Source organism: Bacillus sp. XB1 (assembly GCF_053557995.1).
Map to the genome: position 1 here is coordinate 991,983 of NZ_JBNRIL010000002.1, position 14,721 is coordinate 1,006,703.

The window sequence follows — 14,721 nt, forward strand, 5'->3', positions numbered from 1 at the left end:
TGGTAGTGAAACAGAGAATTATTACTGGAGTGGTTGCTGCCGCGCTATTCATTCCCATCGTAATATACGGTGGCGTGCCTTTTACGGTTTTAGTGTATGCACTTGCTTCTATAGGTTTATATGAATTAATTCGTATGAATAAGCTTACGCTTATTTCAGTACCGACAGTTTTAGCTGCAGTATTATTGTGGATTCTTTTAATTCCAAGTAGTGCATCAAAACTGTTTACATGGATTGGATTAGGTAAATTGGAAATCACATTTGTGATTGTTTTATTACTTTTATCATATACAGTCCTTTCTAAGAATACATTTACTTTTGATAATGCTTCATTTTTACTGATGGCAACGACATATGTGGCAATGGGATTCTTATATTTAAATGAAACGAGAATATTAGGAATTAAATATGTATTTTGCGCATTATTTGTTATATGGGCTACTGATTCAGGCGCATATTTCGTAGGAAAAGCATTGGGCAAGAGAAAATTGTGGCCAGAAATTAGTCCAAATAAAACGATTGAAGGTTCATTAGGCGGCATCGTTTGTGGAATTATTGTGGCACTTGTTTACAACGTGTTCTTCCCAGTCGAATCGAATGTAGTAATTTTAATTGTGCTGACAATTATCATTTCTATTTTTGGACAAATTGGTGATTTAGTACAATCTGCTTTTAAACGTCATTATGGCGTAAAAGATTCAGGTACAATTTTACCTGGGCATGGTGGTATATTAGACCGAACAGATAGTTGGTTATTCGTTTTACCAATTCTCTACTTCTTATTACAATACAATTAATAAATGAACGAGGGGTTGGAGTCATGAAAAACATTAGTTTATTAGGTGCAAGCGGATCAATTGGTACACAAACTTTAGATGTATTACGCTCGCACCCAGACCAATTCCGTCTCGTTGCTTTTTCTGTAGGGAAAAATATTGACTACGCAGTAAAGGTAATTCAAGAATTTTCTCCGCAAATCGTCTCTGTGCAAAGAGAGGAAGATGTTTTAAAATTACAATCTGTTTCTGGTAATACAAAAATTGTATATGGTAGTGAAGGACTTTTAGAAGTAGCACTACATCCAGATGCGGAGATTGTAGTAAATGCTGTTGTAGGTAGCGTAGGGTTGTTACCAACACTTCGTGCAATTGAGGCGAAAAAAACAATTGGAATTGCAAATAAAGAAACGTTAGTAACTGCAGGACATCTTGTAATGGAAGCAGCACGAAAACATAATGTTTCGTTACTTCCAGTTGATAGTGAACATTCGGCTATTTTTCAATGCTTGAATGGTGAAAATGAAAAAAGAATTTCTCGTCTTATTATAACGGCTTCTGGTGGAAGTTTCCGCGATAAAACGAGGGATGAATTGCATCATGTGACCGTAGAAGATGCGCTTCGACATCCAAACTGGTCAATGGGTTCGAAAATTACAATTGATTCTGCTACAATGATGAATAAGGGACTAGAAGTAATTGAAGCACATTGGCTTTTTGGTATCCCTTATGAGCAAATCGATGTTGTTTTACATAAAGAAAGTATTATCCATTCTATGGTTGAATTTGAAGATCGTAGTGTAATGGCGCAGCTTGGTTCACCTGATATGCGAGTACCAATTCAATACGCACTTACATATCCGGATAGATTGCCTCTTTCAGACACAAAACAGTTAAACTTATGGGAAATAGGGACGTTGCATTTTGAGAAAATGGACCAAGAACGATTCCGTTGTTTACGTTTTGCGTATGAAGCTGGAAAAGCAGGTGGAAGTATGCCAGCTGTAATGAACGCAGCGAATGAAGTAGCTGTTGAAGCCTTTTTACAAAAGAGAATTGATTTCTTAACAGTGGAAGACCTCATTGAAAAAGCAATGAACCATCACAATGTCATTGCACGACCGAGCTTAGAGGAAATTTTAGAAATTGATGCGGCCACAAGACGGTTTGTGATGGAACAAATTTAGCAAAGGTGGTTATGGAATTGAATACAGCGATTGCCTTTATATTAATTTTCGGTGCACTCGTATTTTTCCATGAGCTAGGGCATCTATATTTCGCAAAAAGAGCAGGTATTTTATGCCGCGAGTTTGCGATTGGTTTTGGTCCGAAAATATTCTCATTTGAAAAGAATGAAACGGTGTATACGATTCGATTACTGCCCCTTGGTGGCTATGTAAGAATGGCTGGCGAGGATGCGGACACAGTTGAGTTAAAGCCTGGGAAAAAGGTTGGCCTTGTATTAAATGAAAAAGACGAAGTTGTGAAATTAGTTTTTGATGGATATGAAAAGTATCCAAATGTTCGTGTTATTGAAGTCGAACAAGCTGATTTGGAGCATAATTTAACAATTTCGGGCTATGAAGAGTACGAGGAAGAGCTTCAAACATTCCGAGTGAATGAAAAGGCTCGTATTATTACTGCGGGGGAAGAAATTCAAATTGCCCCGTATAATAGACAATTTGGCTCGAAAAAACTAGGGCAACGCGCTTTAACAATCTTTGCGGGTCCTGCAATGAACTTCATTTTAGCATTTGTTATTTTTGTGATTCTTGGATTTGTACAAGGGGTTCCTGTTGACAAACCAATGGTCGGAAAAGTGATGGATAACAGTGCAGCACAGCAAGCTGGATTGAAAGAGAATGATACAATTCAAGCTATTGATGGGAAAAACACAAGTACATGGAAAGATGTTGTTACTATTGTACGTGAAAACCCAAATAAAGAAATTACGTTACAAGTAAAGCGTGATAATGAACAGTTTAATGTGAAAGTAACGCCAACACTCGATAAAGAAGGTAAAGAAGAAGTTGGTAGAATTGGTGTCTACTCTCCTGTAGAGAAAACAGTAATGGGTTCTATTAAATCAGGATTTGAACAAACGTACCAATGGACGAAACTAATTTTTGAATCTCTTGTTAAATTAGTAACTGGTCAATTTTCTATTAATGAGTTGTCAGGTCCAGTAGGAATTTATAATCTAACAGATCAAGTTGTAGATTATGGGTTTACGCGTGTACTAAGTTTAGCTGCAGTTCTAAGCATTAATCTTGGTTTATTTAATTTATTACCAGTTCCTGCTTTAGATGGTGGCCGTTTATTCTTCTTCTTAATTGAAGCGTTACGAGGGAAACCAATTGATCGCCAAAAAGAAGGAATGGTTCACTTTATTGGTTTTGCATTATTAATGTTACTTATGTTAGTTGTAACTTGGAATGACATTCGTAAGTTTTTCTTGTAAAATAAAGTGAAACTTATAATGAAATAGAGCTCGTAGAATAAAATCCCTCACCTAACTCGAGGTGAGGGGTTTTACTGCGTGTAAGAGTAAAATGAAGAGGTGCAAATAAATGAAACAAAGTATGGTATTCAGTCCTACATTACGTGAAGTTCCAACTGATGCTGAAATTAAGAGTCATCAGTTATTACTTCGTGCAGGTTTTATGCGTCAAAATGCTTCTGGTATTTATAGCTTCCTACCATTTGGATTAAAAGTATTACACAAAGTAGAACGTATCGTTCGAGAAGAAATGGAGCGCGCAGGAGCTGTAGAATTATTAATGCCAGCTATGCAAGCTGCAGAATTATGGCAAGAATCAGGTCGTTGGTATTCTTACGGATCTGAATTAATGCGTATGAAAGATCGTAACGCTCGTGAATTCGCATTAGGAGCGACACATGAGGAAGTAATTACGGATCTTGTGCGTGATGAAGTGAAATCATATAAAAAATTACCGTTAACATTATACCAAATTCAAACAAAATTCCGTGATGAGCAAAGACCTCGTTTCGGCTTATTACGTGGAAGAGAGTTTCTAATGAAAGATGCATACTCTTTCCATGCTACACAAGAGAGCTTAGATGAAGTATACGATCGCTTATATAAAGCATACTCTAACATTTTTACTCGCTGTGGCTTGAATTTCCGTGCAGTTATTGCTGATTCTGGAGCAATGGGCGGAAAAGATACACATGAATTTATGGTATTATCTGATGTTGGTGAAGATACAATTGCATACTCTGACACATCTGATTATGCAGCAAACATCGAAATGGCTCCTGTTGTAGCTACGTATACGAAGAGTGACGAAGCAGAAAAAGCACTTGAAAAAGTAGCAACACCAGACCAAAAAGCAATTGAAGAAGTATCTGCATTCTTAAACATTGCAGCTGACAAGTGCATTAAGTCTATGGTGTTTAAAGTAGATGAGAAATTAGTAGTTGTACTTGTTCGTGGTGATCACGAAGTAAACGATGTGAAAGTGAAAAATGTATATGGCGCTTCAGTTGTTGAGCTTGCTTCTCATGAAGAAGTAAAAGCATTATTAAATTGTGAAGTTGGTTCATTAGGACCGATTAATGTAACAGGTGATATCGAAATTATTGCTGATCACGCTGTAGCATCAATTGTTAACGGATGTTCAGGAGCGAATGAAGAAGGGTTCCATTATGTAAATGTAAATCCAGAACGTGACTTTAAAGTAAGTCAATATACAGATTTACGCTTTATTCAAGAAGGAGACCAATCTCCAGATGGAAACGGAACAATTCTTTTCGCACGCGGAATTGAAGTTGGTCATGTATTCAAATTAGGAACTCGTTATAGTGAAGCAATGAACGCAACATTCCTAGATGAAAATGGAAAAACACAACCACTTATTATGGGTTGTTACGGTATCGGTGTATCTCGTACAGTAGCAGCAATTGCAGAGCAATTTAACGATGAGAACGGCTTAGTTTGGCCAAAAGCGGTAGCACCGTTCCATGTGCATGTAATTCCAGTAAATATGAAATCTGATGCACAACGTGAAATGGGTGAAAATATCTACAACTCATTACAAGAACAAGGCTATGAAGTGTTATTAGACGATCGTGCAGAACGTGCAGGTGTTAAATTTGCAGATGCAGATTTATTCGGTCTTCCAGTTCGTGTTACAGTTGGTAAAAAAGCAGACGAAGGTATTGTAGAAGTGAAAGTACGTGCTACAGGTGAGTCTGAAGAAGTAAAAGTAGAAGAACTTCAAACATATATTGCAAATATTTTAAAATAAGAAGAGGTACCTCGTAATGGGGTACCTTCTCTTTCTTTGTAAACGTATTTTGTAAAAGAAGAGGTGAGAAATCTTTCTTTGTGGTACGTTTCAATTTATAATAGCAAATGGAAGGAGAGTGCTTATGTCTTTAACAAATGAACAACAAGAGCGATTTCAAATTTTGCTCCAGCAGTTGCAAATACCAGACGACCTTATAAATCAATATTTACAAGGCGGTGGTATTGAAAGGCTCGTTATTGATAAAGCGAATAAAAGTTGGCATTTTGATTTACAAGTGCCACGTATTTTGCCTACAGAATTATATGAATTGCTAGAAACAAAGCTTAAGCAATCATTTTCTCATATTGCAAGAACAACATTTGCATTAGAAACAGAGAATAAACAATTTACAGAAGAAGAAGTGAGGGCGTATTGGCCGCTTTGTACGGAACGAATTACATTTTCACCTATGTTCGCATACTTAAAGAAGCAGCTTCCACAGGTGAATGGAGTGAAGTTGTTAATAAATGTAAATAACGAGCTGGAGTCTACGGCTTTAAAGAAAAACGTTGCGAAACCAGTAGGGGATCAATACGAAGTTTTTGGATTCCCGCGTTTTCAGTTAGACACACATATACAGCAAAATACAGAAGAAATGCAAAAGTTTCGTGAACAAACGCAGCAAGAAGACCGTGAGCGTGTTATACAAGCTATGGAAGAAATGGCGAAGAAGCAAGCTGAAGAAAGCAGCGTTGTGTATGAAGGACCGATTACACTCGGGTATCTTATTAAGCCAGATGAAGAGATTACACCGATGCGAGAAATTCAAGATGAAGAAAGAAGAAAAACGGTTCAAGGATATGTCTTCCATGTAGAAACAAAAGAGCTTCGTAGTGGGCGTACGTTATTAACTTTAAAAATAACGGATTATACGGATTCTATTATGATCAAAATGTTCTCGCGTGACAAAGAAGATATTCCAATGCTGCAATCCTTGAAAAAAGGAATGTGGGTGAAAGCGCGTGGTTCTGTTCAAAACGATACATTCGTTCGAGATTTAGTAATGATTGCAAATGATATTAATGAAATAACAGGACCGTCTCGTAAAGATAAAGCACCAGAAGGCGAAAAACGAGTAGAGCTGCATCTCCATACTCCGATGAGTCAAATGGACGCTGTCACTCCAGTTTCTAAGCTTGTTGCTCAAGCTGGTAAATGGGGACATGAGGCTATCGCGGTTACAGATCATGCCGTGGCTCAGTCCTTCCCAGAGGCGTATTCTGCAGGGAAGAAGGCTGGTGTTAAAGTTATATATGGTGTAGAAGCAAATCTAGTTAATGATGGTGTACCGATAGCGTATAACGAAGCGCATCGTTTACTTGCAGAGGAAACGTATGTTGTTTTCGACGTTGAGACGACAGGTTTATCAGCTGTATACGATACAGTCATTGAGTTGGCTGCCGTAAAAGTAAAGGGTGGCGAAATTATTGATCGCTTTGAATCTTTCGCAAATCCACATCAACCATTATCAGCGACGATTATTGAATTGACAGGTATTACGGATGATATGTTAACTGATGCACCTGAAGTGGACGAAGTGTTTAAAAAGTTTGAGGAATGGATGGGCGACCATACACTTGTTGCCCATAACGCGAGCTTTGATATGGGCTTTATTAACGTAGGTTTTAAAAAGGCTGGACTAGAAAAAACGAATAATCCAGTTATTGATACGTTAGAACTTGCACGATTTTTATTCCCAGAAATGAAAAATCATCGATTAAATACGATGTGTAAAAAACTTGATATTGAATTAACACAACATCACCGTGCGATTTATGATACAGAAGCGACGGGATATTTACTTGTGAAAATGTTGAAAGACGTAATTGAAAAGGGATTTGAATATCACGATCAATTAAATGATAGCATGGGACAAGGGGATGCGTATAAGCGTGGCCGTCCAAGTCATATGACGTTACTTGCCACATCAGATGTTGGATTGAAAAATTTATATAAACTTGTTTCATATTCTCACCTTAATTACTTTTACCGTGTACCACGTGTGCCGAGATCACTATTAAAAAAATATCGTGAAGGGATTTTAGTAGGAACGGCTTGTGATAAAGGTGAAGTGTTCGAGGCAATGATGCAAAAGGCACCTGAAGAGGTAGAAGAAATTGCCCAGTTCTATGATTACATTGAAGTAATGCCTCCAGAGGTGTTGCGTCATTTAGTAGAACGTGAGCTTGTTCGAGACGAAGGGCAATTAAAAACAATTATTTCTAACTTAGTAAAACTAGGTGAGACGTTAGATAAACCAGTTGTTGCTACAGGAAACGTGCATTATTTAGACCCTGAGGATGCGATGTATCGTAAAATTTTAGTCAGTTCGCAGGGCGGAGCCAATCCGTTAAATCGACATTCATTACCGCCAGTACATTTCCGTACAACTGATGAGATGTTAGAATGTTTTTCATTCTTAGGTGAAGACAAAGCGAAAGAAGTTGTTGTAACAAATACACAAAAGATTGCGTCATTAATTGGTGATGTGCATCCAGTAAAAGACGATCTATACACACCGAAAATTGAAGGTGCTGATGATGAAACGCGTGATATGAGTTATAAAATGGCGCGTAGCATTTATGGTGAAGAGCTACCGGAAATTGTAGAAGCACGTTTAGAAAAAGAATTAAAAAGTATTATTGGGCATGGATTCGCCGTAATTTATTTAATTTCACATAAGCTTGTGAAGAAATCGTTAGTAGACGGATATCTAGTAGGTTCGCGTGGATCGGTAGGGTCATCATTTGTTGCAACGATGATGGAAATTACAGAAGTAAACCCATTACCACCACACTATGTATGTCCGAAGTGTAAGCAATCAGAATTCTTTAATGATGGTTCTGTAGGTTCTGGTTTTGACTTACCAGATAAAGAATGTCCTGCTTGTAATATTCCATATGTAAAAGATGGACATGACATTCCTTTCGAAACGTTCCTTGGATTTAAAGGAGATAAGGTGCCCGATATCGATTTGAACTTCTCCGGGGAATACCAACCACGTGCCCATAACTATACGAAAGTACTGTTCGGTGAAGACTATGTATATCGTGCAGGAACGATTGGTACAGTTGCGGAAAAAACTGCTTACGGATATGTAAAAGGTTATGCAAATGATCATAACTTAACGATTCGAAATGCAGAGATTGATCGCTTAGTAGCAGGGTGTACCGGTGTAAAACGTACAACAGGACAGCATCCAGGCGGTATTATCGTTGTGCCAGATTACATGGATATCTTTGATTTCTCACCAATACAGTACCCAGCTGATTCAATTGGTGCTGAATGGAGAACAACGCATTTTGATTTCCACTCGATTCATGATAATTTATTAAAACTTGATATACTAGGACACGATGATCCGACCGTTATTCGTATGTTACAAGATTTAAGTGGTATTGATCCGAAAACAATCCCAACGGATGATCCAGAAGTAATGAAAATTTTCTCTGGTCCAGAATCGTTAGGGGTAACGGAAGAGCAAATTAACTGTAAAACAGGTACACTTGGTATACCAGAGTTTGGTACAAAATTCGTAAGACAGATGTTAGAAGAGACAAAACCGACGACATTCTCAGAGTTAGTCCAAATTTCTGGACTATCACATGGTACTGACGTATGGCTTGGTAATGCAAACGAGTTAATTTATAACGGTACATGTACGCTGAGCGAAGTTATCGGTTGTCGTGATGACATCATGGTATATTTAATCTATCAAGGTCTAGATCCATCATTAGCCTTCAAAATCATGGAGTCGGTTCGTAAAGGTAAAGGTGTACCGGAAGAATGGGAAGAAGACATGAAAAATAATAATGTACCAGGTTGGTATATTGATTCATGTAAGAAGATTAAATACATGTTCCCTAAAGCCCATGCGGCTGCTTACGTACTTATGGCTGTACGTATCGCATACTTTAAAGTACATTTTGCACTGTTATTCTATGCCGCATATTTTACAGTTCGTGCAGATGATTTTGATGTAGAGGCAATGGCGAAAGGTTCAGCATCTATACGTGCAAGAATTGATGAAATTGCTCAAAAAGGATTGGATGCAGCGCCGAAAGAGAAAAGTTTATTAACAGTACTAGAAATGACACTTGAAATGTGTGAGCGTGGATACTCATTCCAAAAGGTGGATTTATACCGCTCACATGCAACAGAATTTATTATTGATGGAGACACATTAATTCCTCCATTTAATGCGGTACCTGGTCTTGGTACAAACGCAGCTTTAAGTATTGTGGAAGCACGTAAAAATGGAGACTTCTTATCAAAAGAGGACTTGCAGCAGCGTAGTAAGGTTTCGAAAACAATTATTGAGTATTTAGATAGTCAAGGTTGTTTAGGAGATTTACCGGATCAAAACCAGTTATCACTGTTCTAGTAGGTAGGAAAAGTCTTTGCAAATCAACATTTCCTATGATATACTATTAACCGAGATAACCATGTCATGTATATTGTGTAAAGAAAAGAGTGGGGAAACCCACTCTTTCGTGTTACTATCTATGTTTTCTCTACGTAGATAGGTAAAAGATTTCTGTCGTATATACATATTTTGTTACAAGTTTTACTTCTTAAATTTGGTAATACTAAGACAGATAATCCCTGCTGAACAGCAGGGGCTTTTGTTAGCTAACGAGAAAGAATAAGATAGACCGTTTTTAAAGTGGCGGGGTCTTCTTCTTTTAAATGGTACATGACGGCAGGAAGGAGGCTGTTTATGGATAAGAAAGTCACAGAAGTTGTAGAAGCATTTGCGCAGCCGATCGTTGAAGAGTTAAATCTTGAACTTGTAGATGTAGAGTATGTGAAAGAAGGACAAGACTGGTTCTTACGCGTATTCATCGATTCTGAAAAGGGAGTCGACATTGAAGAATGCGGTGCGGTAAGTGAACGTTTAAGCGAAGCTTTAGATAAAGAGGATCCAATTCCTCATCTTTACTTTTTGGATGTATCATCTCCTGGAGCGGAACGCCCATTAAAGAAAGAAAAAGACTTCCAGCAAGCGGTAGGAAAACAAGTGGCAATTAAAACATATGAGCCGATTGATGGTGAAAAGATGTTTGAAGGAAAACTGCTTTCTTACGATGGTACAACAATAACATTATTATTAACAATTAAAACACGTAAAAAAGAAATCCAAATTTCGATGGATAAAGTCGCAAATGCGCGACTTGCTGTTACGTTTTAGTTAGAAGGGGGATCTTCATGAGCACTGAGTTATTAGATGCTTTGCTCGTATTAGAATCTGAAAAAGGCATTAGCAAAGACATTATTATTGATGCGATTGAAGCAGCTTTAATCTCTGCTTATAAGCGCAATTTTAATCAAGCACAAAACGTTCGTGTGAGCTTTAACCCAGAAGTGGGAACAATTCAAGTTTTAGCACGTAAAGACGTAGTAGACAATGTGTTTGATCCACGTCTTGAAATTTCTGTAGAGGAAGCAAGACAAATTAATCCAAACTACCAAGATGGTGACGTACTAGAAATTGAAGTAACACCAAAAGACTTTGGTCGTATTGCAGCACAAACTGCAAAACAAGTTGTCACACAACGAGTGCGTGAAGCAGAGCGCGGTGTTATTTACTCTGAGTTTAGTGACCGTGAAGAAGATATTATGGTAGGTATTGTACAACGTCAAGATGCTCGTTTCATCTATGTAAGCTTAGGAAAAGTAGAAGCTTTATTACCTGTAAGTGAGCAAATGCCTAATGAGCAATACAAACCACATGATCGTATTCGCGTATTCATTACGAAAGTAGAAAAAACGACAAAAGGACCACAAATTTACGTATCACGTACACATCCTGGTCTTTTAAAACGTTTATTCGAAATGGAAGTTCCTGAAATCTATGATGGAACTGTAGAAATTCGTTCTGTAGCACGTGAAGCTGGCGATCGCTCTAAGATCTCTGTATATGCAGAGAACACTGATGTTGATCCAGTTGGTTCTTGTGTAGGACCAAAAGGGCAACGTGTACAACGCATTGTAGACGAATTAAAAGGTGAAAAAATTGACATCGTCCGCTGGTCAAATGATCCAGTTGAATATGTTGCAAATGCATTAAGCCCATCACAAGTTGTTAAAGTACTTGTAGATGAAGAAGAAAAAGCGACAACAGTAGTTGTTCCAGACCACCAGTTATCATTAGCTATCGGTAAGCGTGGACAAAATGCACGTCTTGCAGCTAAATTAACAGGCTGGAAAATTGATATTAAGAGTGAGTCTGATGCGAAACAACTTGGTATTGTAACAGAAGAAGATAGCGTAATCGCATTTGGATTCGATTCAGTGGAAGACGAAATCGAATAGAGGTGATGAGTATGAGCAATCGAAAAGTTCCGTTACGAAAATGTGTTGCAACGCAAGAAATGAAATCAAAACGAGAGCTCGTTCGCATTGTTCGTTCCAAAGAGGGAGAAGTGTCCATTGATTTAACTGGGAAAAAATCAGGACGAGGTGCTTACTTGTCGAAGGACAAGGAGAGCATTCTTCAAGCTCAAAAGAAAAATGTTTTGGAACATCATCTAAAAGCGAAAATCGACGGTTCTTTATATGAAGAGCTTCTTGAGCTTGTTGAGAAGGAGTCGAAATAAGTGTCCGATTGGAAATCGTTTTTAGGACTAGCAAACCGGGCTCGGAAAATTATTTCGGGTGAAGAACTCGTTTTAAAAGAAGTACGAAGTGGCAACGCAAAACTTGTATTGCTATCTGAAGATGCGTCAGTAAATACTACAAAACGCATCACAGATAAAACTACGTACTACAACGTACCAATGAGAAAGGTCGAAAATCGACAACAATTAGGGCATGCGATTGGGAGAGATGAGCGAGTCGTTGTAGCTGTGTTAGATGTAGGCTTTGCGAAAAAGCTGCGTAGCATGCTCGATACAAATTACCGGGGGTGAAGGTATGAGTAAAATTCGAGTGCATGAATATGCAAAAAAACATAATATCTCAAGTAAAGATCTTATGACAAAACTAAAAGAAATGAATATCGAGGTTTCGAATCATATGACAATGTTAGACGATGAAGTAGTAAATAAATTAGATAATGAATATCAAACTGAAAAACCTTCTGTTGCAGATGAGTTTGAAGTAGAAGAAAAAGTTGTTCGCAGTAAAAAGAACAGCAATAAGAAAAAGAAAAAAGGCAAAGGAAACGAAGACAAACGTCAAGAGAACTTTGCTGGTAGACAACAAACTCAAATTGTAGAAACACCAGATAAAATTACTTTCTCTGGAAGCCTTACAGTAGGAGATCTTGCTAAAAAATTAAGCAAAGAGCCATCTGAAATTATTAAGAAGCTCTTCATGCTTGGAATTATGGCAACAATTAACCAAGACTTGGATAAAGATACAATTGAGTTAATTGCTAACGACTACGGTATTGAAGTAGAAGAAGAAGTAATTGTAAGCGAGACTGAGTTTGAAACATTCATTGATGAGCAAGATGATGAAGAGAACTTAAAAGAACGTCCAGCTGTAGTTACAATCATGGGACACGTTGACCATGGTAAAACAACATTACTGGATTCTATTCGTAACTCAAAAGTAACTGCAGGCGAAGCGGGTGGAATTACTCAGCATATCGGTGCATATCAAGTTGAAGTAAACGATAAGAAGATTACATTCTTAGATACACCTGGTCACGCAGCATTTACAACGATGCGTGCTCGTGGGGCACAAGTAACGGATATTACAATCCTTGTTGTTGCAGCGGATGACGGTGTTATGCCACAAACGGTTGAAGCAATTAACCATGCGAAGGCAGCAGGAGTACCAATTATTGTTGCTGTGAATAAAATGGATAAACCAGCTGCAAACCCTGATCGCGTAATGCAAGAACTAACTGAATATGAATTAGTTCCAGAAGCTTGGGGCGGAGATACTATTTTCGTACCAATTTCTGCAATTCAAGGCGAAGGCATTGACAACTTACTAGAAATGATCCTTCTTGTAAGTGAAGTAGAAGAATATAAAGCAAATCCAAACCGCTATGCAACTGGTACAGTAATCGAAGCACAGCTTGATAAAGGTAAAGGAACTATCGCGACATTACTTGTTCAAAATGGTACGCTTCGAGTTGGAGATCCAATCGTTGTTGGAACTTCATTCGGACGTGTTCGTGCAATGGTAAGTGATATTGGTCGTCGTGTAAAAGTTGCTGGTCCATCAACTCCTGTTGAAATTACTGGTTTAAACGAAGTACCACAGGCTGGAGATCGTTTCATGGCATTTGCTGATGAGAAGAAAGCTCGTCAAATTGGTGAATCACGTGCACAAGAAGCGTTAGTTGCACAACGTGGTGAGAAATCTAAATTAAGCCTTGAAGATTTATTCCAACAAATCCAAGAGGGCGATGTAAAAGAAATTAACTTAATCGTAAAAGCAGACGTACAAGGTTCTGTTGAAGCGATGGCAGCATCACTTCGTAAAATTGATGTTGAAGGCGTAAAAGTTAAAATCATTCACACTGGTGTAGGTGCGATTACAGAATCTGATATCATTTTAGCTTCTGCATCTAATGCAATTGTAATTGGATTTAACGTACGTCCAGATGTGAACGCGAAGCGTACAGCTGAATTAGAGAACGTTGATATTCGTTTACACCGTATTATTTATAAAGTAATCGAAGAGATTGAAGCAGCTATGCAAGGTATGCTTGATCCAGAATTCGAAGAAAAAGTAATCGGTCAAGCAGAAGTTCGTCAAACGTTTAAAGTAACAAAAGTTGGAACAATCGCAGGTTGCTACGTAACAGACGGTAAAATTACGCGTGATAGTGGCGTACGTATTATCCGTGACGGCGTAGTAATTTTCGAAGGACAACTTGATACGTTAAAACGTTTCAAAGACGACGTAAAAGAAGTTGCACAAAACTATGAGTGTGGTATTACAATTGAGAGATATAATGATCTTAAAGAAGGGGACATCATTGAAGCGTACATTATGGAAGAAGTGAAGCGATGATTATCGCTTCACTCTCATTCGAGTGTATGATTTACGATGTGCATTCTTTAAAAGAGAAACGTGCAATTTTACAACGTGTGTTAACTCGTGTAAAACAGCGCTATAATGTAGCTGTTTCTGAAGTTGGGCACCAAGATGTATGGCAACGTACAGAAATTGCAATTGTTTCCGTATCCTCAAATCGTGTTATCTGTGAGAAAGAAATGAATCGTGTACTTGAGTACATCGATTCATTTCCTGAAATTGAACGTACAATAACACATTTGGAATGGTATTGAATGAGGTGAAGAGTTATGAAATTACGTGCGAACCGTGTGGGCGAGCAAATGAAAAAAGAATTAGGCGACATTATCAGTCGTAAAATTAAAGACCCACGTATTGGATTTGTTACAGTAACTGATGTACAAGTGAGTGGTGATTTACAAATTGCTAAAGTATATATTTCTGTTTTAGGTGATGAAGAACAGAAAGAAAATACTTTAAAAGGTTTAGCGAAGGCAAAAGGCTTTATTCGTTCAGAAATTGGCCAACGTATTCGTCTTCGTAAAACACCAGAAATTACCTTTGAGTTTGATGAGTCTATCGGATATGGTCATCGAATTGATACACTTTTACATGAAATTAATAAAGACGGTAAACGTGAAGAATAATGGATA

General features: G+C 37.9%; 12 protein-coding genes. All 12 read left to right on the forward strand.

Translation table 11 applies throughout. The features are described from left to right. Positions 1-5: 5 nt before the first annotated feature. The 12 genes from cdsA (at position 6) to rbfA (ending at position 14,715) form a co-directional block, all read left to right on the forward strand. Positions 6-797, forward strand: a complete 792-nt coding sequence (gene cdsA / locus ACK1U5_RS20525; protein WP_000813594.1) for a phosphatidate cytidylyltransferase — start codon at positions 6-8, stop codon at positions 795-797. 23 nt (positions 798-820) lie between these two features. After that, positions 821-1,963 (forward strand): 1-deoxy-D-xylulose-5-phosphate reductoisomerase, encoded by a 1,143-nt coding sequence (dxr, locus tag ACK1U5_RS20530; protein ID WP_000790372.1) that lies wholly within the window; start codon positions 821-823, stop codon positions 1,961-1,963. A 17-nt stretch (positions 1,964-1,980) separates the two neighbouring features. Next, positions 1,981-3,237: an RIP metalloprotease RseP gene (rseP, locus tag ACK1U5_RS20535; protein WP_001090245.1), complete on the forward strand. Its 1,257-nt coding sequence runs from the start codon at positions 1,981-1,983 to the stop codon at positions 3,235-3,237. A 109-nt stretch (positions 3,238-3,346) separates the two neighbouring features. Continuing rightward, on the forward strand, positions 3,347-5,047 hold the full coding sequence (locus tag ACK1U5_RS20540) for a proline--tRNA ligase (protein WP_113710624.1): 1,701 nt from the start codon (positions 3,347-3,349) through the stop codon (positions 5,045-5,047). Between the two features lie 124 nt (positions 5,048-5,171). Beyond that, a complete protein-coding gene (locus ACK1U5_RS20545) occupies positions 5,172-9,473 on the forward strand; it encodes a PolC-type DNA polymerase III (protein ID WP_000060005.1) in 4,302 nt (1,433 codons plus the stop codon). Between the two features lie 336 nt (positions 9,474-9,809). Beyond that, positions 9,810-10,280, forward strand: coding sequence for a ribosome maturation factor RimP (gene rimP / locus ACK1U5_RS20550; RefSeq protein ID WP_000359096.1), 471 nt, complete (start codon positions 9,810-9,812; stop codon positions 10,278-10,280). A 17-nt stretch (positions 10,281-10,297) separates the two neighbouring features. Then, complete coding sequence (gene nusA, locus ACK1U5_RS20555) at positions 10,298-11,404, forward strand: transcription termination factor NusA (protein ID WP_000102604.1); 1,107 nt, start codon at positions 10,298-10,300, stop codon at positions 11,402-11,404. A gap of 11 nt (positions 11,405-11,415) precedes the next feature. Further along, positions 11,416-11,688 carry an RNase P modulator RnpM gene (rnpM, locus tag ACK1U5_RS20560; RefSeq protein ID WP_000071127.1) on the forward strand — a complete coding sequence of 91 codons (273 nt, stop codon included), beginning with the start codon at positions 11,416-11,418 and terminating at the stop codon, positions 11,686-11,688. Next, complete coding sequence (locus ACK1U5_RS20565) at positions 11,689-12,000, forward strand: YlxQ family RNA-binding protein (protein ID WP_069605168.1); 312 nt, start codon at positions 11,689-11,691, stop codon at positions 11,998-12,000. A 4-nt stretch (positions 12,001-12,004) separates the two neighbouring features. After that, complete coding sequence (gene infB / locus ACK1U5_RS20570) at positions 12,005-14,065, forward strand: translation initiation factor IF-2 (RefSeq protein ID WP_000036343.1); 2,061 nt, start codon at positions 12,005-12,007, stop codon at positions 14,063-14,065. Beyond that, entirely contained in the window at positions 14,062-14,343 is a 282-nt protein-coding gene (locus ACK1U5_RS20575; protein ID WP_000582363.1) for a DUF503 domain-containing protein, read from the forward strand. The genes infB and ACK1U5_RS20575 overlap by 4 nt, the downstream gene beginning before the upstream one ends. Before the next feature lie 15 nt (positions 14,344-14,358). After that, a complete protein-coding gene (gene rbfA / locus ACK1U5_RS20580; RefSeq protein WP_000776437.1) occupies positions 14,359-14,715 on the forward strand; it encodes a 30S ribosome-binding factor RbfA in 357 nt (118 codons plus the stop codon). Positions 14,716-14,721 lie beyond the last annotated feature (6 nt).

What these genes read in the sequence shown, in the direction of transcription:
- dxr (WP_000790372.1), top strand. Translation starts at nt 821, where the DNA reads ATGAAAAACATTAGTTTATTAGGTGCAAGCGGATCAATTGGTACACAA.
- ACK1U5_RS20540 (WP_113710624.1), top strand. Translation starts at nt 3,347, where the DNA reads ATGAAACAAAGTATGGTATTCAGTCCTACATTACGTGAAGTTCCAACT.
- ACK1U5_RS20545 (WP_000060005.1), top strand. Translation starts at nt 5,172, where the DNA reads ATGTCTTTAACAAATGAACAACAAGAGCGATTTCAAATTTTGCTCCAG.
- rimP (WP_000359096.1), top strand. Translation starts at nt 9,810, where the DNA reads ATGGATAAGAAAGTCACAGAAGTTGTAGAAGCATTTGCGCAGCCGATC.
- nusA (WP_000102604.1), top strand. Translation starts at nt 10,298, where the DNA reads ATGAGCACTGAGTTATTAGATGCTTTGCTCGTATTAGAATCTGAAAAA.
- rnpM (WP_000071127.1), top strand. Translation starts at nt 11,416, where the DNA reads ATGAGCAATCGAAAAGTTCCGTTACGAAAATGTGTTGCAACGCAAGAA.
- infB (WP_000036343.1), top strand. Translation starts at nt 12,005, where the DNA reads ATGAGTAAAATTCGAGTGCATGAATATGCAAAAAAACATAATATCTCA.
- ACK1U5_RS20575 (WP_000582363.1), top strand. Translation starts at nt 14,062, where the DNA reads ATGATTATCGCTTCACTCTCATTCGAGTGTATGATTTACGATGTGCAT.
- rbfA (WP_000776437.1), top strand. Translation starts at nt 14,359, where the DNA reads ATGAAATTACGTGCGAACCGTGTGGGCGAGCAAATGAAAAAAGAATTA.